Origin of the sequence: Streptomyces sp. NPDC005485 (genome assembly GCF_040606085.1) — a bacterium.
Taxonomy (GTDB): domain Bacteria; phylum Actinomycetota; class Actinomycetes; order Streptomycetales; family Streptomycetaceae; genus Streptomyces.
Genome location: NZ_JBEXDZ010000009.1, coordinates 1 through 24,310, shown reverse-complemented (window position 1 = coordinate 24,310; position 24,310 = coordinate 1). Strand labels below are relative to the sequence as shown.

Below are 24,310 nucleotides of genomic sequence, written 5' to 3'. Positions count from 1 at the left end.
GAACCGCCTCGGCCGCAAGCTCTGCGGCATGACGACGACAGACCACGAACTCGCTATCACAGCCACCGGGCTGCGCAAGTCCTACGGGGACAAGACCGTCCTCGACGGCATCGACATCCACGTACCCGCGGGCACGGTCTTCTCCCTGCTCGGGCCGAACGGCGCGGGCAAGACCACGGTGGTCAACATCCTGTCCACCCTGATCACCGCGGACGGCGGGCGGGCACGGATCGCCGGGCACGATCTCACCGCCGAGGCCCAGCGGGTACGCGCAGCCATCGGGGTCACCGGACAGTTCTCCGCCGTGGACGGCCTGATCACGGGGGAGGAGAACATGCTCCTGATGGCCGACCTGCACCACCTCTCCCGTGCGGAGGGGCGGCGGGTGACCTCCGAGCTGCTGGAGCGGTTCGATCTCGTCGAGGCCGCGAGGAAGCCCGCGTCCACCTACTCCGGCGGTATGAAGCGCCGCCTCGACATCGCCATGACCCTGGTCGGCAGCCCGCGGATCATCTTCCTCGACGAGCCGACCACCGGTCTCGACCCGCGCTCCCGCCACACCATGTGGCAGATCATCCGTGAGCTGGTCTCCGGCGGCACCACCGTCTTCCTCACCACCCAGTACCTCGACGAGGCCGACCAACTCGCCGACCGCATCGCCGTGCTCGACGCCGGCAGGCTCGTCGCCCAGGGCAGCGCCGCGGAGCTCAAGCGGCTCGTGCCCGGCGGCCACGTACGGCTGCGGTTCTCCGACCCGGCGGCCTACGAGCGGGCGGCGACCGCGCTGCGCGAGGCCACGCGGGACGACGAGGCGTTCACCCTGAACATCCCCAGCGACGGAAGCCAGCGCGAGCTGCGCGCCATCCTCGACTGGCTGGACGCCGCCGGCATCGAGTCCGACGAGCTGTCCGTGCACACCCCGGACCTGGACGACGTCTTCTTCGCCCTTACCGCAAGTCCCGTACCCGCGCAGCCCGCCGACAGGCCTTCGCAGACCACCGACAAGCCCTCGCAGCCCGCCGACAGGGCGACCGTCCGAGCCGACCAGGAGACCGTCCGATGAGCACCGCGAGCCACGCCTTCCGCGACAACATGACCATGCTGCGGCGCAACCTGCTGCACGCCCGCCGCTACCCCTCCCTCACCCTGAACCTCCTGCTCACCCCGGTCATCCTGCTGCTGCTGTTCGTCTACGTCTTCGGCAACGTGATGAGCGCCGGCATCACCGGCGGCCACGCGAACCGCGCCGACTACGTCGCCTACCTGGTTCCCGGCATCCTCCTGCTGACCGTGGCCATGACCTCGCTCGGCACCGCGGTGGCCGTGTGCACCGACATGACCGAGGGCATCATGGCCCGGTTCCGCACCATGGCGATCTCCCGTGCCTCCGTGCTGATCGGCCATGTGATCGGCAGCGTGATCCAGACGCTGATGTCTCTGGTGCTGGTCCTGGGTATCGGCCTGGCCATCGGCTTCCGGCCCGACGCGACACCGTTGGAGTGGCTCGCGGCGGCCGCTCTGATGACTCTGGTCAGCCTCGCGCTGACCTGGCTCTCGGTCGGCATCGGCCTGATCAGCCCCAACCCCGAGGGAGCCAGCAACATCGGGACGCCGCTGGTGATGCTGCCGTTCCTGTCCAGCGCGTTCGTTCCGGTGGACGCCATGCCGGGCTGGTTCCGCTGGTTCGCCGAGTACCAGCCGTTCTCCTCCGCCATCGAGACCCTGCGCGGGCTGCTGCTGGGCAGCGGGATCGGCACCAAGAACGCGGTGCTCGCCGTCGGCTGGTGCCTGGGCCTGACCGTGCTGGGCTACCTGTGGTCCAAGGCGAGGTTCAACCGCGAGCCGCGGAACTGAGCTCGCGCAGTGCGGCCGCCCGCAACTCCTCCCGGTCCAGGGTGGCGTACGTCGACCTCGCGTCGTCGTAGGCCGCCCTGTCGGCGTTCTCGGCGGCCTGCCGGGACCGGGCCGAGGACAGGGTGGGGTACTCCCGTACCGCGGGCATCCGTTCCGCCAGCGCCAGCAGCCGTACGGCGCTCGGGTCGCCCTCGGCCACGCCGACGAAGCCGAGCGCCAGCAACACCGTTCCGTACACCGGCAGTTCGGCCGGAGAGACGTCGCCCGAGGAGCCGTGGAGCATTCCGAGCAGCCGTTCCCGCAGCCGCTCGGTCAGCCCGGCCACCGGTTCGAGGCGGCCGCACTGGGCGTGCGCCGACAACGCGGCGGCCTGGATCGTCAGTGACCACGGGTCCACGAACGGATCGTCGGCATGCAGCAGGCTGCCCTCCCGCATCTGCTCCACGGCCTGCCGCCACAGCCCGAGCCCGACCTCGCTCAGCCCGCGGGCGAGTGCGATCTCCGCGCGGGCCGGCAGATCCGTGCTGTAGGTCTCGACGGACTCCGGCTGCTGATCCAGCGCCGCGAGTCCCAGCCAGTACTCCGCCTCGTCGATCTCCCCGCGCTGCAGACAGGCGAGCACCAGCCCCCAGCGCACCCCGATCGAGTCCGACCAGTCGCCGGCCTCGTCGAGCGCGCTCAGCGCGGCCCGCAGATGGCCGTACGCCTCCGTGCCGCGCCCGGACTTCAGGCACAGCTCGCTGATCCGCCCATGGCTCAGCAGCCGCATGGCCGGATTTCCGAGCGGCCCCAGCGCGACGAGCATCCGGCGGGCGCACTCCAGCGCGCGTTCCGTCTCGTGCTCGGTCTCCCACACATAACTGGCGACGCCGGCCGCCATGCCCGCCAGCATGGGCGCGTCGTCGTCGCAGAGTTCCTGCAGCCGTGTGTAGTGCGGCGGGTGCATCTCCGGGAAGGCGCACAGCACGATGGCCAGCGCTCGCGCGAGCGTGTCCGGCGGGGCGGGCGGCAGCCGGCGCAGCGTGACGAGATGGCGTACGGCGTAGGGGCCGCGGCCCATGAAGAGGCTGGTCGTGCACACCGTCGCCGCGCTGCGCGCCGTCTCGACGTCCACGGCACTCTCGGGGTCGCCGTGGTCCTCGGGCTTCCCGGTGCCGGGACGGAAATGGGACAGCGGCCCGGCGGTCTCGTCGGCGAGGGCGGCGAGGCGGGCGTAGTTGGAGCCGGTGGCCCACAACGAGCCCAGGGCTGCGGTGAGGGCGGCGGTGGTGGGCCCGTCGGCGCGGGCGAGCGCGTACCGCAGGGCCAGGACGAGATTGTCCTGCTCGGCCCGGATGCCGATCCACGGGCGCAGCGGGCCGTCGCCGAACAGCACGTCGTGGTGGGCCCGCCCGAAGTCCCGTGCCCAGAGAAGGAACCGGCCGGTCACCGCCTCCTCCTCACCAGCCTCCGCGCGCCGGGCGGCACTGAACTCCCGCAGCGTCTCCAGCATGTGGAAGCGCACCCCGGCAGTCCCTCCGGAAGGGTTCCCGGAAGAGCCCCCGGAAGGGCTCCCGGAAGGGGTTTCGCTCACCTTCACCAGGGACTGGCCCGCCAGTTGCTCCAGCAGCGTCAGCGCGTCCCCGTTCTCACCGAGCACGTACTGAGCCGCGTCCTCGGTGAAGCCCCCGGGGAACACCGACAACGCACGCATCGCCGCCCGCCCGTCGGCCTCCAGGAGATTCCAGCTCCACTCGACGACGGCCCGCAGCGTGCGATGCCGCTCGGGCGCGTCGCGGGCGCCGCCGCGCAGCAGCGCGAAGCGGTCCCTCAGCCGGCGCGAGATGTCGTCCACGGAGAGCACCCGGACCCGGGCCGCGGCGAGTTCGACGGCCAGCGGCAGCCCGTCCAGGTGGCGGCAGATCTCGGCGACCTTGTCGGCGGGCAGTTCCACGCCGGGCCTGGCGGCCCGTGCCCGCTGCCCGAAGAGCTCGACCGATGTCGCCGGCGAGAGCTCCGGCAGGGCGTACACCGACTCCGAGGTCAGTCCCAGCGGCGCCCGGCTGGTGGCCAGCACCCGCAGCTCCTTCGACCGCGAGACCAGTGCCTGTACGAGATCCGCCGCGCCGGGGATCACCTGTTCGCAGTTGTCCAGCACCAGCAGCGCGGGCCCGGCGCCCAGGGCGCCGACGATGCCGTTCACCGCGTCCCCGGCGAACTGCCGGCCCTCTCCCGCACCGACGGCGGAGGCCACCTCACCGGCCACGTCGTCGTCGGCGAGGACACCGGCCAGGCTGACGAAGTGCACGACGGGCTGCTCGGCCGCCCGGCTCACCGCGTGGGAGAGGCGGGTCTTGCCCAGCCCACCGGGACCGACGAGCGTGACCACCCGCACCTCGCGGAGCAACGCGCCCACGGCGGCGATGTCGGCATCCCGCCCCAGCAGCGGGTTCGGCTCGTGCGGAACACCGTGGCGGACCCGGGGCACGTCCGCGCTCAGCAACTCCTGGTGCACGGACCTCAACTCGGGTCCCGGATCGGTGCCGAGCGCATCGCGCAGCCCGCGGCGGTAGGTGTCGTACCGGGTCAGAGCCGCGGCCCGGCCTGCCGTGGGGCCTCGCAGCGCAGCAGTTCCGCCAGCACCTCTTCGTCCCGCGGCAGCTCCCGGGCCACCCCGGCCAGCGCCGCCACGGCCTCCTGCGGCCGCCCCAGCCGGGCGAGGGCGAGCGCCCGGGAGCGGCCCAGCGAACGGAAGGTCCGCCGCCGGTCGACGCGGAGGGAGACGACCGGATCGTGCAGGTCCTCTCCCGCGCCCGCGCCCACACTGCCGTCCCAGAGAGCCAGGCCCGCCCGGGCCTGCGCCAGTGCGCCCTCGTGATCCCCCGCCCGCGCGCGCTCGGCACTCGCCGCCTCGTGCAGCAGCAGCGCGGAACTGTCGACCTGTGTCTCCTCCAGCGCCAGCCGGTACCCCGTCGACGTGCTCACGATCAGCTCGGCGCCCACCTGCGCCCGGAGCCGCGACACCAGGATCTGCACCGCCTTGCCCGGCCGCTCCGGTAACTCCTCCGGCCACAGACCTGCCACCAGCCGACCCGTACTGCATCCGGTGCGGAGATCCTCCGCGAGCAGGCCCAACAGCCCGCGCAGCCGTGGCGCGGTGATCTCCTTGCCGCGACAGGCGACCCGGGACAGCAGAGCCAACTCGGTGGTCACGCCCGAAGCTTATTGCTCATGGTCGGTGACGACCGCACATCTTGAGCTCCGGCCACCGGCAACCTACCGCGAACTCCCGCCCTCTTCCTGGTCGACGGATTCGATACGGATTCGATGGGGTCGTACCGGCCCAGCCGTCGCCGACCGAAGGGGATTCGTTGTTCCGCAACGCTGTCAGGGCCGTGGGCGCAGCCGGTCTTGCCGTGGTGTCCCTGCTGGGGGCGGCGGCGGGAGCATCGGCCGAGGGCGCGAACCCGCCCCCGGCCGACAGCTCGTCCGCGGCGGTCCGCCTGGAGTACCACGTGCCTCAGGGCAGGACCCTGGAGGCGGGCGACGGGCTCTGGTTCAGCATCGAGGGAATGCGACCGGGGTGGGACTCGGTCGAGGTCACCTCGCCCGCCCTTCAGGAGCCGATCACCTTGACTCCCGCGAAGAAGGGATCGACGCAGTCGGTCCAGAAGGACGGGCCGGGAACGGACCACCGCATCCGCCCGGGTCTGCGCCCGGGCACCTATTCGGCCACGGCGACCAGCCATGGCCGTACGGTCGCCACCGCGCGACTCAAGGTCACGGCCGAGGGTTCGGCGGAGATCAGCCGGTTCGTCATCGGCCCCGCGGACGCGTTCCCCGGCAGCGACACACCTGCCCCGGTACGGCCGGGCAGTGACGTCCGGGTGGTCCTCACCGACCTGCGGGCCGCCCCGGGAGAGGACTCCCTGACCGTCACCTCACCCCTCTTCGACGGCCCGCTGACCATCAGGACGGACAGCTCGGACGACCCGGGCTGCAAATGCGACGACGGCGGCACGGTCTACGCGGGCCGCACACGGCTGCGGGACGACCTGTCCGAGGGCCGCTACACGCTGACCGTGGTCAGTCACCACGGGCAGCAGACCACGAAGCAGCACGTGGCGGTCGCCGGCGAGCCCGCCGCGCACGGCCCGTCCCGGGTGGTCACCGGTGCCGTCGCGGCCGCGGGAGTGGCCCTCGCCGTCGGCGGCGTGATCGCGGTGCGCCGCCGCTCCCGGAAGACCGCTGCCTCCGAGTAGACGGCCGACCCGGCAGCCGCAGCCCGCCCTCAACTTCCTTTGCCTGCCCCCGTGTTCCTCGGTTCCCCTCCGGCCGCTTCCGGTCCGGAGGCGGTTGTCCCCTGACCAGAAAGCGTTCCTTGCCTACCTCTCACAGACGAATATCGCGCCTTGTGGCCCTCGCGGCCGGAACCGCCCTCTTCCTGACAGGAGGGGTGAGTCTCGCCCAGGCCCAGCCCCAAGCCCAGCCCCAGGACGTCACACCGTCACCGACGCCCCATCCGTCCTCGGTGACGGCGCCGTCCGGCGAGCCGTCCTCCGGACCCACCGGGACAGCGACCGGCGACGCCGACGCCGACGGCGCCTGGTCGGACGCGGACGCCCTCCGCTTCTGGACACCCGAACGCATGGACTCGGCAACCGACCCGGCACTGCCCGCGCAGAAGGCGAACCCGAGCGCCAAGTCCGGGCAGCGGCGGGCGGATTCACCCGGTTCCGCGGCGGCGGCCGACATGCCGACCGCGGAGCACTTCCTCGGACTGAAGTCCGTCGGGACGATCTTCACCTACACCACGGACCCGACCACCGACCGGATGCACGCACACAAGTGCTCCGCCAGTGTGGTGGAGAGCCCCGGGCACAACCTGATCCTGACCGCCGGGCACTGCGCCGGAGGCATGGCCGTATTCGTTCCGATGTACGCCGCCGAGTACACCCTCGACAAGCAGCCGTTCGGCTTCTACCGGATCTCCACCTGGTTCACCGACAACCGGTACGTGCACAACACCAAGAAGCCGATCTCCGACCTGGACTTCGCCTTCGGCCGGCTCGAAGCGTCCGGCAGCGGCAAGCAGGCGCAGGACGTGGTGGGTGCCAACAAGCTGCTGCGCACACCGGCCTACCTGAACAAGGTCACGATGGTCGGCTACCCCTCCAGCCACAACCCCGAGGACCACGGCGTACGGTGCCCGACGCAGACGGAGGCGCTGCCGGGCTTCTACCAGATCCAGGCCAAGTGCCGCGGCATGTGGGGCGGTGTCTCCGGCGGCCCCTGGTTCTCCCGGGTGGACTGGGCGAAGGGCACCGGCGACATCATCGGAAACGTCGGCGGCTACAACGGCGGCGGCAACGACGAGAACGTGGACTGGCTCACCTACAGCCCCGTGCACGGCGACTGGTTCTTCCGCCTGTACGACGAGGCGAAGAACAACGAGCACCTGACGCACGGCACCACCTACGACCAGCCACCGCTGCCGTACTCCATGGGCGGCGGCGAGACCTGGTCCCACGCCAGGCTGCTGGCCTCGGGCGAGTACACCGGTGACGGCAAGGGCGACCTGATCGTGGTCTGGACCGACGGCGAGGTCACCCTGTACACCGGCGACGGCAACGGCGGCTTCACCGGCGAGCGCCGGCTGGCGGCGCCCGGCGCCACCTGGAAGGGCGTCAAGTCCCTCACCGGCGGGGACTTCTCCGGCGGCAACGGCTCGGACCTGCTGGTGGTGTTCGACTCCGGCGAGGTCAGGATCCTGCCCGACGTCGGCACCAAGGGCGTGAGCGGCGGCATCAAGCTGGCCGACGCCGGTTCCGTCTGGAGCCACGCCGACCAGATCACCGCGGGCAACTTCGGGACCGCGAACAACGTCACCGACCTGCTGGTGCGCTGGAGCGACGGCGAGGTCTCCGACTACACCGCCGTCGGCGACAGGGGCTTCGGCACCGAACACCAGCTGCTGAAGGCGAACGACACCTGGAAGCACGCCACCCTGGTGACGGCGGGCGACTTCACCGGCGGCAAGAACTGGGAGACCCTGGTGCGCTGGTCCGACGGAGAGGTCTCCCAGTTCCAGGAGACCGGCCCCGGCGGCCTCGGCAAGGAGGTCAAGATGGCCCCGGCCGACAGCATCTGGTCCCACGACGCGGTGATGACGGCGGGCAGCTACGACTCCAACGGCTGGCCCGACGACCTCGTCGTGCGCTGGTCCGACGGCGAGACCAGCATGTACGCGCACACGGGCGCCACGTTCGGCGCCGAACGCATGCTCGTCGCCCCGAAGTAGACACCCCACCGCACACTCACCGCACCACCGAGAAGCCGACCAGTGCCGCCTGGTGCCGCCTGGTGCCGCCTGGCGCCGTCCGGCGCCGGACGGCCCTTTACCGGGGGCGTCTCGAAGAGGGCCGCTCGGTGCCGGTGGACTCGCTCGTCCACGGCCCGCGGGGACGATGCCGGGCCCTCCTGACAGCCTTCGGCCGGCACGCTGACAGCGGGCGCCGAGGGGTGTCAGGGGGTGTCAGCGGTGGGGCATCGCGCATCGCGCGTTCTTCGACCACCACGACCCCGAGACGGGGTCGCGACACGTTGCGGTCATCGGAGGCGCGGAAAGGGTCTGATCCGGATTCCGGATCAGACCCCTGCCAGGTGTTTCTCTGTCGGGGGAGCGGGACTTGGAGCTCCGAGCTCCCCGCCTGCGATCGGTCTGTCTCGTTCCGGTCAGTAACCGGGCCGATAGGTGGTCACGTTGAGATTGCTGGCGGTCCAGTAGTCGCCGTTGTCCCCCGGCTTCATCGAGAACTCGTCGGTGTCCCCCATCGGGCACGCCTTCGGCGACCAGTCCGTGTCGTAGATCTGACCGTTGGACTTCTTCCACTCGATCTTCACGCGCACGCAGTAGCCGTCGTCGTTCTTGTCCTTGACCCAGCCCGAAGCTCCGGTGGTCGAGCCCGTCCCCTTTGACTCGCCCCAGTATCGGTCGTGATGCCAGGGCGCTGACGCGGCGGCAGTCAGATCGCTGCTGTAGGACGCGGTGGGGACCCACGCGGGCTCGCTCGCCCGCGCCGTCGGCACCGCCGCGGTCAACAGCAGTCCGGAGGCCACCAGGCCGGCCCATTTCATCGAACTCATGCTTTTCCCCGTTCTTGTACGGTCTCTGACCGGATGGAAGGCGGTATGCGAGAGCAGAACTCGGTCCACCAGGGTCAGTTGGGATGCCACGGACGAGGGCTCAGGTCCCCGGTCTCGTGCAGCCCAGAACTGAGCCGTTGCCCCCTTCGAAGAGGGGCCACTTCATGGCCTCGCGGGTGATCGGGCCGTACTCGCCGTCCACTCCCACCTCCTCGGCGCTCTGCACGTTCCGTACCGCGGTACGGGTCTGGGTGCCGTAGATCCCGTCCCGTGAGATGTCCTGGTAGCAGGTGTCGATGGCCCCCTGGAGCGCGTACACGCCATTCGACTGGGCCCCGTAGCCCATCACGCAGTTACGTGAACCGGTGCCTGAGTAGTAGGGCTGGTAGGTGAAGCGCGACCCGGTGACGACGACGGACTTCATTGCGTTGCATGTCGGGTACGAGGCGGCTGCGGCGGCCGATGCCGTGACGGCCAGGCCGGTCGTCACAAGTGCGGCGGTCGAGACGGCCGCGGCGATCTTCGTCAGTGTTCTCCCCTTGCTGCTCCGAGGTGTTGCGACACTTTTGCCCACGCGAGCTCCTCCCATGAAGGTGTCTCCCCTGCCCCTGACCCCTGCCGTTGCCGGTGCGTGGGCAGGGCCGATCCGGCTCTGGCCTACCGTGAAGCCCGGGCGTCGTTTCGACCGCTGAGCCACTGTGGGAGATTCGCGCAGGCCGGCCCCGTCACCGGTCCTGGTGCTGTCGCAGGCCCGTGACGACGCATGGGTGCAGGCATCAAGATCCCCCGATTTGTATGCTGCCCGAGCGCCGGAGCTGTGCCCCTCGCGCCGCGTTGAAACCGATCATCCCTGCCGCGAGCATGACCAGCCAGGGCTTTCAGCCGAGCCTCAAAAGCCCAGGCCACAAGGGGGAAGCCGATGCTCCGGATCCACTTCACCGATGCCGACCTGGGACGCACCTGCATTTCGGCCGCCCCCGACCCGCTGTGGGAGATCTGCTTCAGCCTGCACCGTTTCCAGTCCCGTCAGGGGCGCTGGGCCTACGCCGACTGGTACCGCAGTGCCCGCACCCGACTGCACGGCATCGAGCTCGGTCGCGTCCTGCGCACTCTCCTTCCGCTCGTCCCACGGGCCGTCTACTTCCCGGACTTTCTTACCCCGCCTGAGGGGAGCGAGGGGCTCGACGCAGGTCTGGACGCTGTGCTCGGCTCCCCGCGGCGACGGGTCCTGCAGGAACTGAGCATTCTCGACCGCACCAGCGGTGCCCCCGCGTGGGCGCCCCGGCTGGCCGAGCCGGAAGGGCGCAGGGAGCTGGTCTGGGCACTGCGCACCTACTACAACGCGGTCATCGCCCCGTACGGTGACCGTATCCAAGCCCGCATCGAAGGCGAACGGCATGCGCGCGCCCGTGCCGTGATCGAGCACGGCACCGAAGGGATCCTCCGCAGTCTCGGTCCCACTCTCCAGTGGCGGCGCCCAACGCTGCACACCGTCTATCCGGAGGAGCGTGACCTGCACCTCGACGGGCGGGGACTCCGGCTGGTGCCCTCCTACTTCTGTTGGGGCAACCCGGTGACCTTTGGGGACAACACGCTGGAACCCGTCCTCCTCTACGCGCTCAACCACGAGCCGCACCACTCCGTTCTGCCGGAGATCTCCGGATCCGGCGCACCCTTGGCCATCCTCCTCGGCCGTACCCGGGCCGCCGTCCTGCGGGCCGTCACAGCGGGGGCCACCACCGGTGAACTCGCGCGTGCGGTGGGTGTCTCCGCATCATCGGCCAGTCAACACGCCACGGCGCTTCGAGACGCCGGGCTGATCGTCACCCACCGCCACGCCCAATTCGTGCTGCACACCCTCACCCCGCTCGGAGCCGCCCTCCTCAGGGCCAACACGCAGCAATCACGCTGATCTGCTGACCGAGATCTACTCAGGCCCTTTGTCAAAGGTGCAGAGCCGTCCGACGTACATCAGCCAGGGGTCTGAGAGAGCTCTTTGCGGAGTGAGCCCGAGGCGTTCGGATGAATGTGCGCTGGGGGGCGGCGTGGTGCTGCGGGCAAAGGCCCGGACGGATTTACCTATGACATATGTTCATTCGGACGGGCCGAACTGCCCTGCTCAGCATCGCGATGGTCGTCTCTGCCTGCGCGGCGGCCTCCCTGCCCCCGGTCGCCGCAGCGGCCGTACCGGTTCCCAGGGAATCGGCCGCCGCGCCACAGCCCTGGAAAACAACCGCGGCGAAACTGGACCGGGTGATCCGGAAGACGGCCGCCGACGCCGGTGTCCCTGGAGTGATCGTGGGCGTCTGGAAGCCCGGACAGCCGCGCTACGTGCGGGCTTTCGGCGTCAGGAACACGAAAGACTGCGCTCCGATGCGAACCGGCCTGAACATGCGGATCGGCAGCGAGACCAAGACCTTCACCGTCACCGCGCTGCTCCAGCTCGTCGACCGCGGCAAAGTCGGCCTGGACGACCCGATCTCCGAGTACGTCGACGGAGTGCCCGACGGCGAGCACATCACGCTGCGTCAGCTCGCGGACATGCGCAGCGGCCTGTTCGCCTACACCAAGGACGAGACCTTCCAGCACCTGCTGGCGACCGAGCCGCATCGCCAGTGGTCGCCGAGTGAGCTGCTCAGCATCGCCTTCAAGCACCCCAACCAGTTCCCCCCCGGCACGCAGTTCGACTACTCCAACACCAACACCGTGCTGCTCGGCCTGGTCGTCGAGAAGGTCACCCACCGTCCCTTGAGGAACGTGATCCGGAACCTGATCACGCGGCCGAGCGGCCTGGACCACACCTTCCTGCCGAAGGCGGCGGAGTTCCCGCGGCCGCGCGCCCACGGCTACACCGACCAGACGCCGGACGGCACGGTGGCGGACGCCACGCACTTCAACCCCAGCTGGGGCTGGGCAGCCGGCGCGATGATCTCGGACCTCGACGACATGCGCTCCTGGGCGAAGAACGTCGCGACAGGCGGACTGCTGACCCCGCAGACCCAGGCGGAGCGCCTCGACGCGCATCCCACCGGCGCGCCGGGTGACGCCTACGGGCTGGGCATCGACATCAACCACGGGTGGATCGGCCACGCGGGCTCCCTGCCCGGCTACCAGAGCCTGACGGTCTACCTGCCCGCCAAGAAGGCGACGATGGTGATCCTGCTCAACACCGACATCCCCTCGAACGGCGAGAATCCCAGCACCCTCCTCGGCCGGGCCATCACCCAGGTGGTCAGCCCCGGCAACGTCTACGGCGACGCGTCCGACCAGAACTGACACCCGCCCAAGGTGACGCGGCGAGGACATGCTGGAGGCTCACCCCCCGAAATCCTCAGCCGCTCGCGCACCAGTGTGCGTGCCGGCCCTCAAAACGGATGACTCGCTTGAACTTTCGATGGTCCGACAGCGCGGTGGCGGTGCGCTGTCGGACCTGGACGATTCCTGCCTTGCATTGAGGCCCTGGGAGATCACCGAGCCGTGACTCCTGGCAGACATGCGGGTCAGCACGTTGTCCCGAATCAGGCCCTGCAAGACCGCAGACCGGGGAATCCTGCCGCGTTGCTGAAAGCTCGCTGGCGGGCACCGATCTGGAGACAGATTCCAAGATCTTCTCCAGAGAGCCCCTGGAGAACGAGGCAGGCCCGGTGCTGAAACATCAGCACCGGGCCTGACCTGCGATTTAGCTGTCGGGGTGGCGGGATTTGAACCCACGACCTCTTCGTCCCGAACGAAGCGCGCTGCCAAGCTGCGCTACACCCCGATTGTCGCCGCTTGTCGCGGCGACGTCGTTTACTTTAGCCCACCGGTGGCCGGAGACGAAATCCGGTTTTGGCGCGGCGGCGGATGGGGTCGGGGCGGATGTGGTCGAGGGCGATGAGGAGGAGGGCCAGGGCGTAGATGGCGAGGCCGAGGAGGAGGGCGTTGCTCAGGATGCCCTTGTAGCCGTGCTGGTCGACGTCCAGGAAGGGGTAGAGATAGCGGGCCGTGGTGCCCGAAGGGAGCAGTTCTCCCCTTGCTAGGGAGAAGGCGAGATAGGCGAGGGGGTAGAGGAGCCAGACCGGCGCGTGGCGCAGGGCCAGTGGGGGTGGGCTGGTCAGGAGCAGCCAGTCCAGGAGTGCCGCGATCGGGATCACCGTGTGGAGGATCTGGTTGGCGAGCGCCGGCCATCCCGTGAGGGCGGCCACCTCGCCCGTCATTGAGAACGGGCTCGACGCGTTCGTCAGGATCAGGTGGTAGACCAGGCCCGTGGTCACGATGAAGAGCAGCGTGCCGCCCGTCACCAGTGGGGGCAGCGGGCGGCGGGCGGACCATGCCCGTGCCGCCGCCGCTGTGAAGACCACGGCGACGAGGATGTTGCTCTGGATCGTGAAGTAGCTCAGGACCCGGGCCGGGCTGCCGAGCATCAGGTCGATCGTCACGCCTGCCGTCGCGGCCAGCGCGACCAGCAGGCGGAAGACGGCTGCCAGTGGACGGCGTACGGGGGCCACCACCGCCGACGCGGGGACGGCGGACGGGATCAGCGCCGGTACGCCCGTGATCGCGGGCAGATCCGGTATGTCCTTGGGGATCGGGGCGGTCATGCCCTCACGCTAAGCGGGGCTGACAAATCGGGCGATACGGGCGGTCCGGGTGGGTTACCCCCTACTCCACTTCCCCCGCGCCCCCTGCTCCCCTCGCTCCTCCCACTCCCTCTACTTCCGCCCCACCAGCGTCAGCAGCGAAGCCTCCGGCGGGCAGGCGAACCGTACCGGCGTGTAGCGGTTGGTTCCGCAGCCCGCCGAGACGTGCATGTACGACGTCTGGTCCTCCGCCGTGTGCGTGGACAGGCCCTTCACGCGGTCCGTGTCCAGGTCACAGTTGGTGACGAAGGCGCCGTAGAAGGGGAGGCAGATCTGACCGCCGTGGGTGTGGCCCGCCAGGATCAGGGGGTAGCCGTCCGCGGTGAACGCGTCCAGTGCGCGCAGGTACGGGGCGTGGACCACGCCGAGGGAGAAGTCGGCCGCGTTCGACGGGCCGCCCGCCACGCGCGCGTAGCGGTCGCGTTTGATGTGCGGGTCGTCGAGGCCGGTCAGCTCGATCTCCGCGCCCTCGATCTTCAGCGTCCCGCGGGTGTTCGTCAGGTTCAGCCAGCCCGCCGCGTCGAAGCCGTCGCGCAGGTCCTCCCAGGGGTTGTGGACGGCGTTCACGACCGGGGCGTTGCCGTTCAGGCCGTGGCGGCCCTGGGCCTTCTCGAACAAGTACCGGGCGGGGTTACGGGGTTTGGGGCCGTAGTAGTCGTTCGAACCGAAGACGTACGCCCCCGGGAAGTCCATCAGCGGGCCCAGCGCGTCCAGTACCTCCGGCACGCCCTCCGGGTCGGAGAGGTTGTCCCCGGTGTTGATGACGAAGTCGGGGCGCAGCCCGGCCAGCGAGCGCAGCCAGTGCTGCTTCTTGCGCTGGCCGCTGACCATGTGGATGTCGGAGACCTGAAGGACGCGCAGGGGTCGCATCCCGGGGGGCAGGACGGGAACCGTCACCCGTCGCAGCCGGAAGGAACGGGCTTCGAAACCCGCCGAGTAGAGGAGACCGGCGGCACCAGCCGCCGCGATTCCCAGGGGTACTCCGTATCGCGCGCGCATGCGTCCATCGTGTCAGACCGCGACGAGAGCAGACGCCGCCTGTGGACAACCGCGGTAGCCGCCCACACCCGGCGGGGGGACAACCGCGGTGGCCCCTCCCGCCCGACGGGGAAAATCAACGGGCGGACGCCTTGCCACACCTGCGACAATCAACCCATGACCACGCTCAAGTCGAAGCTGCAGGAAGACCTCAACGCCGCCATCAAGGAGCGCGACGAGCTCCGCTCCTCGACGCTCCGGCTGACCCTCACCGCGATCACCAAGGAGGAGGTCGCGGGCAAGACGAAGCGCGAGCTCTCCGACGACGAGGTGCAGAAGGTGATCACCAAGGAGGCGAAGAAGCGTCGTGAGGCCGCCGACGCGTTCGCCCAGGGCGGTCGCGCCGAGTCGGCCGAGCGTGAGAAGGCGGAGGGCGAGCTCCTCGCCGCGTACCTCCCCAAGCAGCTGTCCGACGAGGAGCTCCAGCAGATCGTCGCCCAGGCCGTCCAGGAGGCCAGGTCGGCGGGTGCCGAGGGGCCGCGTGCCATGGGTCAGGTCATGAAGATCGTGAACCCGAAGGTGGCCGGTCTGGCCGAGGGCGGCCGGGTCGCCGCGGTGGTCAAGCAGCTCCTCGCGGGTGCCTGACCCACCTCGCGATCAGCGGAGCCGATGGACCGGTGAGTACGGCGGTGGGGGCGCCCCTGAAGCAAGGGGCGCCCCCACCGCCGTATCCGCGATCAGAGACGATCAGAGACGATCAGGGCCCGTTGCCCCCGTTGTTTCCGTTCCCCCCGTTCGACTGCCCCTGAATGAAGCCGTCAGGGAGCGAGAAGCCCGGAGTGGGGAAGTTGCCGCCGTCGGTGGTGCCGCCGTCCGTTCCGCCGTCGGTCCGGCCCCCGTTGTCGCCGTTCCCGTTGCCATTTCCGTTGTGGTCCCCGTTGTCGCCGTCGTCGCGGCCCTTGTGCTTCTCGGGGTCGGGGATGTTGACGAGGTTGAAGTCGAGAGCGGGCTTGCCCTCCAGGGCGCCGGTCATCATGTCGCGCCAGATCGGTCCGGGGACCTCTCCGCCGTAGACCTTGGGGCGGTAGACGCCGCCGATGGTGATGTCGACCATCCGCCGCTTGTGCGTGGGGTCGCCGACCCAGACCGCGCCCGCCATGTTCGGTGTGTAGCCGACGAACCAGGCCGCGTAGCGGGAGTCCGTCGTACCGGTCTTACCGGCGCTCGGACGGCTGCCGAGGCCCGCCTGCTGGCCCGTACCGTCCTCGACCACGCCCTTCAGGAGCGTGCTGACCGTGTCGGCGGTGGTCTCCGACATCGCCCGCGAGCAGGTCGACTTCGGGACTTCGAGGGACTTCTTCGCGCCGCCGACCTTCTGGCTGATCGAATCGATGGCGATCGGCGTGCAGTACATGCCGCGCGAGGCGAAGGTCGCGTAGGCGTTCGCCATCGTCAGCGGCGACATCTCCTGGGTGCCGAGCGCGATCGACGGAGCCTGGTCCATCTTGCGGCCGTCCGCGCGGTCCGCGCCCAGCTTCGCGGCCATCTCGGTGACCGGGCAGATGCCGATGTCACTGATCAACTGCACGTAGTAGGTGTTGACCGACTTCGCGGTCGCTTCCTTCATGCCGTACGGGCCGTGCTCCGACTCGTTCTCGTTGCTGAGGTCGGAGCCCTCGGTGTTCACCCAGCTCTTGCCGTCGCAGACCGAGATCGGGCTCGGGTACTCCATCTGGTACGGCGACGAGTACTGCTGTGTCGCGGACTTGCCGCCCTCTATGGCGGCCGCGGCCACGATCGGCTTGAACGTCGAACCGGGCTGGTAGCCGGCACCGCCGCCCATGTCCTTGTTCACGGAGAGGTTGATCTGCGTCTCGTGCTTGCCGAAGCCGTACGGACGGGACTGGCCCATGGCGAGGATCTTGCCGGTGCCGGGCTCGACGACGGTGGCGGCGGTCGCCACGTCGTCGCTCTTGTTGACGTGGTCCTTGATCGACGCCTGCGCCGACCTCTGCGCCTGCGGGTCGAGGGTCGTACGGATGGTCAGGCCGCCCTGGTTCCAGACCTTGGCCCGGGCCTCCTTGGTCTTGCCGAAGACCGGGTCGCTCAGGAACACCTCGCGCACGTAGTCACAGAAGAAGCCGGCGCCCTTGACCGCCGTGATGCAGCCGTTCTTCGGCTTGCTCACGTGCAGCCCGAGCGGCTTCTCCTTGGCCGCGTCGGCCTCCTGCTGCGAGATGTCGTGCACCTCGGCCATGCGCTGCAGCACCGTGTTGCGGCGCTTGGTGGCCTCCGCCTCGTCGTTGACCGGGTCGTACCGGCTGGGCGACTGGACGATGCCGGCGAGCAGCGCCGACTCCTGGAGGTTCAGCTTCTTGGCCGGCTTGGAGAAGTAGCGGTGGGCGGCGGCCTCGACGCCGTACGCCTGCTCGCCGAAGAACGTGATGTTCAGGTAGTTCTCGAGGATCTTCTTCTTGCCGAGCTTCTCCTCGAGCTGGATCGCGTACTTCAGCTCGCGGATCTTGCGCCCGAGGGTCTGCTGGGTGGCCTCGGCGACCTTCGTCGGGTCGTCGCCGGCCTCCTCGACGAAGTAGTTCTTCACGAGCTGCTGCGTCAGCGTGGAGGCGCCCTGGGCCACTCCGCCGTTCTGCGCGTTCTGGTTCACCGCGCGCAGGATGCCCTTGAGGTCCACCGCGCCGTGTTCGTAGTACCGCGAGTCCTCGATCGCGACGATCGCCTTCTGCATGTACGGCGACATGTCCTTGAGGTCGATGATCGTGCGGTCGCGTGAGTAGACCGTGGCGATCTGGCCGCCGTTGTTGTCCAGGATCGTGGTGCGCTGGCTCAGCGACGGGCTCTTCAGGTTGTCGGGGATCTCGTCGAACCCCTTGACCGATCCCTTGGCCGCGAGACCCAGGGCACCCGCCGCAGGCAGCGCGATCCCGGCCATCACGGCTCCCGCGAGCACACTGACACCGAGGAACTTGGCGGCCTGCTGCGTTGGCGACAGACCACCGCCCGAGCGCTTCTTTGGCATGAGGGCAGCCTACGTTCTCATTCGCCGGACACGCGTATATGCCTTGGCCTAAGCTGCTCTCAACTGTCACAGCAGTGCGGCCACGTATCAATACGTCCGGCGACCCCGAATCGTTCCGGAAGTCTTCCTACTTTTTCAGTGGGGGCGTGTCCGACTCCGCCTCATGTGTCACCAGGCGTCCGTTGTGACTCAACTGAACTGTCCCGATTCGTCGGGATACTCACGCATGTCCTCAGGTCACTCCGTCGGGTGATCTGCCGCTTACGCATAGTCCGTTCGGGCCATTCAAGATTGGGCCCGAAGGGGGTGTTGCGCTGTGCCCACCTTCCGTAACGTCCTCAACTGGCGGCGGTGAATATGCCGCTGCCGCCGTGGGGGAGCCTCGATTCGGGAGAGGACGGCGCCGGTATGGGCTGGGTAACCGACTGGAGTGCGCAGGCGGCCTGCCGCACTACCGATCCAGATGAGCTGTTCGTTCAAGGAGCAGCGCAGAACAGGGCAAAGGCAGTGTGCACCGGATGCCCGGTGCGCACGGAGTGCCTCGCCGATGCGCTCGACAACCGCGTCGAATTCGGCGTGTGGGGTGGCATGACGGAGCGGGAACGCCGCGCATTGCTGCGCAGGCGGCCCACCGTCACCTCCTGGCGTCGGCTGCTTGAGACAGCGCGTACGGAGTACGAGCGAGGGGCGGGGATCCTGCCCTTCGACGAGGAAGAGGTGTACGAGCACTACGTGGCGGTGGGCTGAGGGCGTTCTCTCCGAAAGGTCTCCGGAGGATTCCGGGAGGTCCCCGGGGGTTTCTCTCAGGCGCTCGCCTCGGGCAGCTCCGGCCGGTTGGCCGCGAGCCGGTCCCCGATGTCCCGCAGCCCCGCGAGGTCGTGCACATCGCCGGGCAGCGCGGCCACTTCGGCCACTTCCACCTCCGGGTGGAGCGCGGTGAAGCGGTCACGCATGCGCTGCTCGCGGGAGAGCAGCCGCATGCGCTCGGCGTGCAGCTTCAGAAGGCCTGCGGTGAGGTGTTCCACGGTTCCGTCGGAGACGGGGGAGCCTTCGTCGGAAACGCCGGCGTCGGAAGCGGCGGCCGGGTCAGCGGGAGATTCTGATCCTGAACTGCCGTACGTGTCGGGAGAGTTACGAAGTCCAGCTTTCCCGCCCTCCTGATCCACAATGCGGGCGTCCTCAAGATTTTCCGCGGCGGCGAGCGCCCGCTCGGCCGACAGCTGAGCGGCACCGCTGCCGTGCACCCGGTTGAGGACCAGCCCCGCGAACGGCATGTCCTCGGCGGCCAGTCGTTCCACGAAGTAGGCGGCCTCGCGCAGCGCGTCCCGCTCCGGGGCCGCCACCACCAGGAAGGCCGTGCCGGGCGCCTGCAGCAGCTTGTACGTGGCGTCCGCGCGCGTACGGAACCCGCCGAACGTGGTGTCCATGGCGGCCACGAACGTCTGGACGTCCTTGAGGAGTTGCCCGCCGAGCAGCTTGCCCAGGGTGCCGGTCATCATCGACATCCCGACGTTCAGGAACTTCATCCCGGCGCGCCCGCCGAGCTTCGCCGGAGCCGTCAGCAGCCGGATCAGCCGCCCGTCCAGGAACGAGCCCAGCCGCTTCGGCGCGTCCAGGAAGTCCAGCGCCGAGCGCGAGGGCGGTGTGTCGACGACGATCAGGTCCCACTCGTCGCGCGCCCGCAGCTGCCCCAGCTTCTCCATCGCCATGTACTCCTGCGTGCCCGCGAAGCCCGCCGAAAGCGACTGGTAGAAGGGGTTGTTGAGGATCGTTGCGGCCCGCTCACGGTCCGCGTGCGCCTCGACGATCTCGTCGAAGGTGCGCTTCATGTCGAGCATCATGGCGCACAGCTCGCCGCCCGAGGACTCGTCGATGCCCTTCACGCGGCGCGGGACGTTGTCGAGCGAGTCGATGCCCATCGACTGGGCGAGCCGGCGTGCCGGGTCGATGGTGAGGACCACCACCTTGCGGCCGCGCTCGGCCGCTCGCAGCCCCAGAGCCGCCGCCGTGGTCGTCTTGCCGACGCCGCCCGAGCCGCAGCACACCACGATGCGGGTCTTCGGGTCGTCGATCAGCGGGTCGACGTCGAGCACGCGCGCGGGGTCCAGACTCATGACATCCCTTGCTTCCGCAGGTGGGTGGCCAGCTCATAGAGGCACGAGAGGTCCATCCCCTCGCTGAACAGCGGCAGTTCGTGCAGTGGCAGACCCAACTCGGCCAGCACGGCGCGCTGTTCGTGCTCCAGCGTGTACCGCTCGGCGTACTCGTCGGCCTGCCGCAGCAGCGGGTCCACCAGCCGCTCCGCGTTCCCGCCGCGGCGCGCCCCGCCGAGGCCGGCGGCGGACAGCGACTGCGCGAGGGCGGTGCGCGGCAGTGCCCGTACGTGTTCCACGGCGACCGCGTCCAGCACCTCGGGCCGCACCATGTTCACGATGATCCGGCCCACCGGCAGGTTCGCCGAACGCAGCTCCGCGATACCGTCCGCGGTCTCCTGGACGGGCATCTCCTCAAGGAGTGTCACCAAGTGGACCGAGGTCTCGCGGGACTTGAGGACGCGCATCACGGCCTGTGCCTGGTTGTGTATCGGGCCGAACTTCGCGAGGCCCGCCACCTCGTCGTTCACGTTCAGGAAGCGGGTGATGCGTCCGGTCGGCGGGGCGTCCATGACCACGTAGTCGTACGCGAACCGGCCGCTCTTGTCCTTTCTGCGGACGGCCTCGCAGGCCTTGCCCGTCAGGAGGACGTCCCGCAGCCCGGGCGCGATCGTGGTCGCGAAGTCGATGGCGCCGAGCTTCTTCAGGGCCCGGCCCGCGCCGCCCAGCTTGTAGAACATCTGGAGGTAGTCCAAAAGGGCCAGTTCGGGGTCGATGGCCAGTGCGTACACCTCCCCGCCCCCCGGAGCGACGGCGATCTTCCGCTCCTCGTAGGGCAGCGCTTCTGTCTCGAAGAGCTGCGCGATGCCCTGTCTGCCCTCGACCTCGACCAGGAGAGTGCGCTTCCCCTCGGTCGCGAGGGCGAGCGCGAGGGCGGCGGCCACCGTGGTCTTACCGGTACCGCCCTTGCCGCTGACGACCTGGAGCCTGCTCACGTCTTCGAGCCTAACCACTCCGCGCGCGGAGTAAGCGGGAGGCTGTGGACAACGTGTGCGAGAGGCTCCGGTGACAGCGGATACAGTCGGCCGCATGACCAAGTGGGAATACGTGACTGTGCCGCTGCTCGTCCATGCCACGAAGCAGATCCTGGACACCTGGGGCGAGGACGGCTGGGAGCTCGTCCAGGTCGTGCCCGGGCCGAACAACCCCGAGCAGCTGGTGGCCTACCTGAAGAGGGAGCGGCAGGCATGAGCGCGGTCGAGGACAGGCTTGCCGAGCTCGGGCTGACGCTGCCCGCCGTCGTTCCGCCGCTCGCCGCGTACCAGCCCGCCGTGCAGTCCGGCGTGTACGTCTACACCGCCGGTCAGCTGCCGATGGTGGAAGGCAAGCTTCCGGTCACCGGCAAGGTCGGTGCCGAGGTCACGGCCGAGGAGGCCAAGGAGCTGGCCCGCACCTGCGCGCTGAACGCGCTGGCCGCGGTCAAGTCCGTCGCGGGCGACCTGGACCGCATCGCGCGGGTCGTGAAGGTCGTCGGCTTCGTGGCTTCCGCCCCCGACTTCACCGGCCAGCCCGGTGTCCTGAACGGCGCCAGCGAGCTGTTGGGCGAGGTTCTCGGCGACAAGGGCGTGCACGCCCGCAGCGCGGTCGGCGTGGCCGTGCTCCCGCTGGACGCGCCGGTCGAGGTCGAGGTCCAGGTGGAGCTGACGGAGGCGTAAGCCGTACGTCAGCCGTACCGCGGCTCGCGGGGCCCCGGCCCGGCGGGGGTGCCCCGTCCCGTCCGGGACGCCCCTGGAGCAGGCGATTGTTGCCTCTCGAACATCAGCGCACTACGGGATAGCCTCCGCCCATGGCGAATGGGCAGTGGTACCCCCCGGAGTGGCCGGACCGTATCCGCGCACTGGCGGAAGGCACCCTCACCCCGGTCACCCCGAAGCGGGCGGCCACCGTCATGCTGCTCAGGGACGGCGACGGCACACCTGCCGTGCACATGCTGCGCAGACGCGCCTCCATGGCCTTCGCCGGAGGCGCGTACGCGTATCCGGGCGGCGGCGTGGACCCCCGTGACGACGATCACCGGATTCGCTGGGCGGGCCCCACGCGCGCGTGGTGGGCCGAGCGGCTGGGCGTCGACGAGACCTCCGCCCAGGCGATCGTCTGCGCGGCCGTACGGGAGACGTACGAGGAGGCGGGCGTCCTGCTCGCCGGCCCCAGCGAGGACACCGTGGTCGGCGACACCACGGGCGAGGAGTGGGAGGCGGACCGAGCGGCCCTGGTCGCCCGCGACTTCTCCTTCGCCGAGTTCCTCGACCGCAGGGGACTCGTGCTGCGCTCGGATCTGCTCGGCGCCTGGACCCGCTGGATCACCCCGGAGTTCGAACCCCGCCGCTACGACACATGGTTCTTCGTGGCCGTCCTCCCGGAGGGCCAGCGCACCCGCAACGCCTCCACGGAGGCGGACCGCACGGTGTGGATCCAGCCGTGCGAGGCGGCCGAGGGGTACGACAAGGGCGAGCTGCTCATGATGCCGCCCACCGTCGCGACCCTGCGCCAGCTCCTCCCGTACGCCACCGCCGCCGACGCCCTCGCCGCGGCGCCGGCCCGCGACCTCACCCCCGTCCTGGCGCAGGCCCGGCTGGAGGACGGCGAACTGGTCCTCTCCTGGCCCGGCCACGCCGAGTTCACCAAGCACATCCCGAAGGGCGGAGGCCCCCGCATGACCGACGTCCCGGAAGGCCCCCACGCATGACGGACGCAGCCGCCCTCCCCGGTCAGCCACGCGGCGGGGTGCTCTCCGGCCCCGCCACCCCGCGAGCCGTCAACGTCCTGGCGCCGAACGCGTCCGCGATGACCCTGGACGGCACGAACACCTGGGTGCTCGCCGAGCCGGACTCGGAACTGGCGGTCGTGGTCGACCCGGGTCCGCTGGACGACGCGCACCTGCGCGAGGTCATGGCCACCGCCGAGAAGGCGGGCAAACGGGTCGCGTTGACCCTGCTGACGCACGGGCATCCCGACCACGCGGAGGGCGCCGCGCGGTTCGCCGAGCTGACGGGGACCAAGGTGCGGGCCCTCGACCCGGCGCTGCGGCTCGGCGACGAGGGGCTGACTCCCGGGGACGTGATCACGGTGGGTGGGCTCGAACTGCGTGTCGTGCCGACGCCCGGCCACACCTCCGACTCGCTGTGCTTCCATCTCCCGGCCGATCAGGCAGTTCTGACGGGTGACACCGTCCTGGGGCGCGGTACGACGATGGTGGCCCACCCGGACGGCCGACTGGGCGACTATCTCGACTCCCTGCGGCGGCTGCGCTCGCTCGCGGTCGACGACGGCGTCCACACGGTGCTGCCCGGCCACGGTCCCGTCCTCGAAGACGCCCAGGGCGCCGTCGAGTTCTACCTCGCCCACCGCGCGCACCGGCTCGCCCAGGTCGAGACGGCCGTCGAGAACGGCCACCGCGCACCGGCCGAGGTCGTCGCCCACGTGTACGCCGACGTGGACCGCTCCCTGTGGCCGGCGGCCGAGCTGTCCGTCCGCGCCCAGCTGGAATACCTGCGCGAGCACGGGCTGATCTAGGGGGCTTCTGACGGATCTTCGCGACGTCGCGCTGATCCGTCAGAAGCCCCCTAGGACCCGGTCTGGCCGGCTTGCTCCGGACGCGGCGCTTTGAGGCCGTGCACGCGCGCGTACTCCTCGGCGAGCCACGGGCCGAGGTCGTCGACGTAGGAGCGCAGCACGGCCGGGTCGCCGGTCGGCTCGTGGCCGAGGACGGCCGCCTCGCGCAGCTGTACGGCCCGCTGCGGGTAGTACGTGCCGAACGCCTCGGCCATCTCCCCCAGATCGCTCGTCCAGCCGTTCCAGCGGGGCATGACGAGGGTGAAGCCGGTGCGGACGAGATGGCGGGACATGAAGCGCACCAGCGGGCGGCGGGCCTCGGGCGTGTCGTCCGCCGCGGCGATCCGCTCGCGCCAGCGCGGCAGGAACAGCGCCAGGTCGCCGTTCGTCTCGCGGGCGAGGAGGGAGTCGGGGCGGTAGCGGGGCAGGAACTCGGCCAGATCCTCGCCGAGGAGGGGCGTACAGAGGCAGGCGACGAACCAGCCGAGGTCGTACGTCTCCAGGTCGCTCAGCAGCCGCGTACGGCTGAACAAGAGCGTCCCGACCCCGTCGATCTCCGGGAACTCCTTGTCGAGCGCCTCACCGAGCCGCACGGCGTCGGCGCGGTCGCTCTCGGTCGGCTCCTCGCGCAGGACGAGCAGCAGATCGAGGTCGGAGCGGCCCACGCGCGCGGTGCCGCGCGGAATCGACCCGTAGAGGTAGGCGCCCGTCATCCCCGCCCCGAAGACCTCCAGCACCTGATCGCGCGCCGCGGCGACCACGGGCCGGAACGCGGGCGGGATCCGCCCGAGGGACCCTTCGCGCTCGATGTATCCCTGGGCGTCGAGCCCGATCCGCTGCCCTCTTGGGTGCTCCGTTTCGGCCATGCGCCCACTGTGCCTCGGCAGCGGCGCCAGGGCAGTTCGTTTTCCGCGTGCCCGGCCTCGGCGTACGACTACGGGGTCCCGCCTCTCCCCGGCGGGGGGCGCCCCGGGGCGGCGAAAAAAAAAAAA

20 protein-coding genes, 1 tRNA gene and 1 pseudogene are annotated in these 24,310 nt (G+C 69.9%); 12 read left to right on the top strand and 10 right to left on the bottom strand.

Annotated features, from left to right (window positions below; all coding sequences use genetic code 11):
* Positions 1-28 precede the first annotated feature (28 nt).
* Positions 29-1,063: an ATP-binding cassette domain-containing protein gene (locus ABZS97_RS05465; RefSeq protein ID WP_356133828.1), complete on the top strand. Its 1,035-nt coding sequence runs from the start codon at positions 29-31 to the stop codon at positions 1,061-1,063.
* Positions 1,060-1,854: an ABC transporter permease gene (locus tag ABZS97_RS05460; RefSeq protein WP_356133826.1), complete on the top strand. Its 795-nt coding sequence runs from the start codon at positions 1,060-1,062 to the stop codon at positions 1,852-1,854. Before ABZS97_RS05465 ends, ABZS97_RS05460 begins: the two co-directional genes overlap by 4 nt.
* On the opposite strand, the pseudogene ABZS97_RS05455 reads toward ABZS97_RS05460, so the two are convergent.
* Positions 1,832-5,046 (bottom strand): annotated as a pseudogene (locus tag ABZS97_RS05455) (BTAD domain-containing putative transcriptional regulator). The gene ABZS97_RS05460 and the pseudogene ABZS97_RS05455 sit on opposite strands and share 23 nt — an antisense overlap.
* 158 nt (positions 5,047-5,204) lie before the next feature.
* On the opposite strand from ABZS97_RS05455, the gene ABZS97_RS05450 reads away from it, so the two are divergent.
* Positions 5,205-6,095 (top strand): hypothetical protein, encoded by an 891-nt coding sequence (locus ABZS97_RS05450; protein ID WP_356133824.1) that lies wholly within the window; start codon positions 5,205-5,207, stop codon positions 6,093-6,095.
* Between the two features lie 194 nt (positions 6,096-6,289).
* Complete coding sequence (locus tag ABZS97_RS05445; protein ID WP_356133822.1) at positions 6,290-8,134, top strand: hypothetical protein; 1,845 nt, start codon at positions 6,290-6,292, stop codon at positions 8,132-8,134.
* Positions 8,135-8,568: 434 nt separating this feature from the next.
* Here ABZS97_RS05445 and ABZS97_RS05440 read toward each other — a convergent pair whose 3' ends face one another.
* The gene (locus ABZS97_RS05440; protein ID WP_356133820.1) at positions 8,569-8,979 is read right to left on the bottom strand and encodes a hypothetical protein; all 411 of its coding nucleotides are present in this window, start codon (positions 8,977-8,979) and stop codon (positions 8,569-8,571) included.
* 100 nt (positions 8,980-9,079) lie between these two features.
* The gene (locus ABZS97_RS05435) at positions 9,080-9,553 is read right to left on the bottom strand and encodes a peptidoglycan-binding domain-containing protein (RefSeq protein ID WP_356133818.1); all 474 of its coding nucleotides are present in this window, start codon (positions 9,551-9,553) and stop codon (positions 9,080-9,082) included.
* 345 nt (positions 9,554-9,898) lie between these two features.
* Between ABZS97_RS05435 and ABZS97_RS05430 the strand changes: the two genes are divergently transcribed.
* Positions 9,899-10,891, top strand: coding sequence for a winged helix-turn-helix domain-containing protein (locus ABZS97_RS05430; RefSeq protein WP_356133816.1), 993 nt, complete (start codon positions 9,899-9,901; stop codon positions 10,889-10,891).
* Positions 10,892-11,067: 176 nt separating this feature from the next.
* Positions 11,068-12,255, top strand: coding sequence for a serine hydrolase domain-containing protein (locus tag ABZS97_RS05425; RefSeq protein WP_356133814.1), 1,188 nt, complete (start codon positions 11,068-11,070; stop codon positions 12,253-12,255).
* Positions 12,256-12,665: 410 nt separating this feature from the next.
* On the opposite strand, the gene ABZS97_RS05420 is transcribed toward ABZS97_RS05425, so the two are convergent.
* The 3 genes from ABZS97_RS05420 to ABZS97_RS05410 all read right to left on the bottom strand — a co-directional run bounded on the left by ABZS97_RS05420 (position 12,666) and on the right by ABZS97_RS05410 (position 14,597).
* A tRNA-Pro gene (locus ABZS97_RS05420) sits at positions 12,666-12,739 on the bottom strand.
* A 34-nt stretch (positions 12,740-12,773) separates the two neighbouring features.
* On the bottom strand, positions 12,774-13,559 hold the full coding sequence (locus tag ABZS97_RS05415) for a Pr6Pr family membrane protein (protein ID WP_356133812.1): 786 nt from the start codon (positions 13,557-13,559) through the stop codon (positions 12,774-12,776).
* A 111-nt stretch (positions 13,560-13,670) separates the two neighbouring features.
* Complete coding sequence (locus ABZS97_RS05410) at positions 13,671-14,597, bottom strand: metallophosphoesterase (protein ID WP_356133810.1); 927 nt, start codon at positions 14,595-14,597, stop codon at positions 13,671-13,673.
* Between the two features lie 156 nt (positions 14,598-14,753).
* Between ABZS97_RS05410 and ABZS97_RS05405 the strand changes: the two genes are divergently transcribed.
* A complete protein-coding gene (locus tag ABZS97_RS05405) occupies positions 14,754-15,221 on the top strand; it encodes a GatB/YqeY domain-containing protein (RefSeq protein ID WP_356133808.1) in 468 nt (155 codons plus the stop codon).
* Between the two features lie 112 nt (positions 15,222-15,333).
* Here the strand turns inward: ABZS97_RS05405 and ABZS97_RS05400 are convergent, their stop codons facing one another.
* The gene (locus ABZS97_RS05400; protein WP_356133806.1) at positions 15,334-17,613 is read right to left on the bottom strand and encodes a transglycosylase domain-containing protein; all 2,280 of its coding nucleotides are present in this window, start codon (positions 17,611-17,613) and stop codon (positions 15,334-15,336) included.
* A gap of 408 nt (positions 17,614-18,021) precedes the next feature.
* Here ABZS97_RS05400 and ABZS97_RS05395 point away from each other — a divergent pair, with 408 nt between their 5' ends.
* Positions 18,022-18,360 carry a WhiB family transcriptional regulator gene (locus ABZS97_RS05395; RefSeq protein WP_356133971.1) on the top strand — a complete coding sequence of 113 codons (339 nt, stop codon included), beginning with the start codon at positions 18,022-18,024 and terminating at the stop codon, positions 18,358-18,360.
* 56 nt (positions 18,361-18,416) lie between these two features.
* Here ABZS97_RS05395 and ABZS97_RS05390 read toward each other — a convergent pair whose 3' ends face one another.
* The gene (locus ABZS97_RS05390; protein ID WP_356133804.1) at positions 18,417-19,727 is read right to left on the bottom strand and encodes an ArsA family ATPase; all 1,311 of its coding nucleotides are present in this window, start codon (positions 19,725-19,727) and stop codon (positions 18,417-18,419) included.
* Entirely contained in the window at positions 19,724-20,701 is a 978-nt protein-coding gene (locus tag ABZS97_RS05385; RefSeq protein WP_356133801.1) for an ArsA-related P-loop ATPase, read from the bottom strand. The genes ABZS97_RS05390 and ABZS97_RS05385 overlap by 4 nt, the downstream gene beginning before the upstream one ends.
* 94 nt (positions 20,702-20,795) lie before the next feature.
* Between ABZS97_RS05385 and ABZS97_RS05380 the strand changes: the two genes are divergently transcribed.
* From ABZS97_RS05380 to ABZS97_RS05365, 4 genes are all read left to right on the top strand, one after another.
* Positions 20,796-20,957, top strand: coding sequence for a DUF4177 domain-containing protein (locus ABZS97_RS05380; protein WP_356133798.1), 162 nt, complete (start codon positions 20,796-20,798; stop codon positions 20,955-20,957).
* Positions 20,954-21,421: a RidA family protein gene (locus ABZS97_RS05375; protein ID WP_356133796.1), complete on the top strand. Its 468-nt coding sequence runs from the start codon at positions 20,954-20,956 to the stop codon at positions 21,419-21,421. The genes ABZS97_RS05380 and ABZS97_RS05375 overlap by 4 nt, the downstream gene beginning before the upstream one ends.
* Positions 21,422-21,552: 131 nt before the next feature.
* Entirely contained in the window at positions 21,553-22,452 is a 900-nt protein-coding gene (locus ABZS97_RS05370; protein ID WP_356133794.1) for an NUDIX hydrolase, read from the top strand.
* Positions 22,449-23,279, top strand: a complete 831-nt coding sequence (locus ABZS97_RS05365; RefSeq protein ID WP_356133792.1) for an MBL fold metallo-hydrolase — start codon at positions 22,449-22,451, stop codon at positions 23,277-23,279. The genes ABZS97_RS05370 and ABZS97_RS05365 overlap by 4 nt, the downstream gene beginning before the upstream one ends.
* A 50-nt stretch (positions 23,280-23,329) precedes the next feature.
* Here the strand turns inward: ABZS97_RS05365 and ABZS97_RS05360 are convergent, their stop codons facing one another.
* The gene (locus ABZS97_RS05360) at positions 23,330-24,184 is read right to left on the bottom strand and encodes a nucleotidyltransferase domain-containing protein (protein WP_356133790.1); all 855 of its coding nucleotides are present in this window, start codon (positions 24,182-24,184) and stop codon (positions 23,330-23,332) included.
* Positions 24,185-24,310: the final 126 nt, after the last annotated feature.

What these genes read in the sequence shown, in the direction of transcription:
- ABZS97_RS05465 (WP_356133828.1), top strand. Translation starts at nt 29, where the DNA reads ATGACGACGACAGACCACGAACTCGCTATCACAGCCACCGGGCTGCGC.
- ABZS97_RS05375 (WP_356133796.1), top strand. Translation starts at nt 20,954, where the DNA reads ATGAGCGCGGTCGAGGACAGGCTTGCCGAGCTCGGGCTGACGCTGCCC.
- ABZS97_RS05430 (WP_356133816.1), top strand. Translation starts at nt 9,899, where the DNA reads ATGCTCCGGATCCACTTCACCGATGCCGACCTGGGACGCACCTGCATT.
- ABZS97_RS05360 (WP_356133790.1), bottom strand. Translation starts at nt 24,184, where the DNA reads ATGGCCGAAACGGAGCACCCAAGAGGGCAGCGGATCGGGCTCGACGCC.
- ABZS97_RS05440 (WP_356133820.1), bottom strand. Translation starts at nt 8,979, where the DNA reads ATGAGTTCGATGAAATGGGCCGGCCTGGTGGCCTCCGGACTGCTGTTG.
- ABZS97_RS05460 (WP_356133826.1), top strand. Translation starts at nt 1,060, where the DNA reads ATGAGCACCGCGAGCCACGCCTTCCGCGACAACATGACCATGCTGCGG.
- ABZS97_RS05370 (WP_356133794.1), top strand. Translation starts at nt 21,553, where the DNA reads ATGGCGAATGGGCAGTGGTACCCCCCGGAGTGGCCGGACCGTATCCGC.
- ABZS97_RS05380 (WP_356133798.1), top strand. Translation starts at nt 20,796, where the DNA reads ATGACCAAGTGGGAATACGTGACTGTGCCGCTGCTCGTCCATGCCACG.
- ABZS97_RS05425 (WP_356133814.1), top strand. Translation starts at nt 11,068, where the DNA reads ATGTTCATTCGGACGGGCCGAACTGCCCTGCTCAGCATCGCGATGGTC.
- ABZS97_RS05415 (WP_356133812.1), bottom strand. Translation starts at nt 13,559, where the DNA reads ATGACCGCCCCGATCCCCAAGGACATACCGGATCTGCCCGCGATCACG.
- ABZS97_RS05400 (WP_356133806.1), bottom strand. Translation starts at nt 17,613, where the DNA reads ATGCCAAAGAAGCGCTCGGGCGGTGGTCTGTCGCCAACGCAGCAGGCC.
- ABZS97_RS05410 (WP_356133810.1), bottom strand. Translation starts at nt 14,597, where the DNA reads ATGCGCGCGCGATACGGAGTACCCCTGGGAATCGCGGCGGCTGGTGCC.
- ABZS97_RS05405 (WP_356133808.1), top strand. Translation starts at nt 14,754, where the DNA reads ATGACCACGCTCAAGTCGAAGCTGCAGGAAGACCTCAACGCCGCCATC.
- ABZS97_RS05365 (WP_356133792.1), top strand. Translation starts at nt 22,449, where the DNA reads ATGACGGACGCAGCCGCCCTCCCCGGTCAGCCACGCGGCGGGGTGCTC.
- ABZS97_RS05395 (WP_356133971.1), top strand. Translation starts at nt 18,022, where the DNA reads ATGGGCTGGGTAACCGACTGGAGTGCGCAGGCGGCCTGCCGCACTACC.
- ABZS97_RS05390 (WP_356133804.1), bottom strand. Translation starts at nt 19,727, where the DNA reads ATGAGTCTGGACCCCGCGCGCGTGCTCGACGTCGACCCGCTGATCGAC.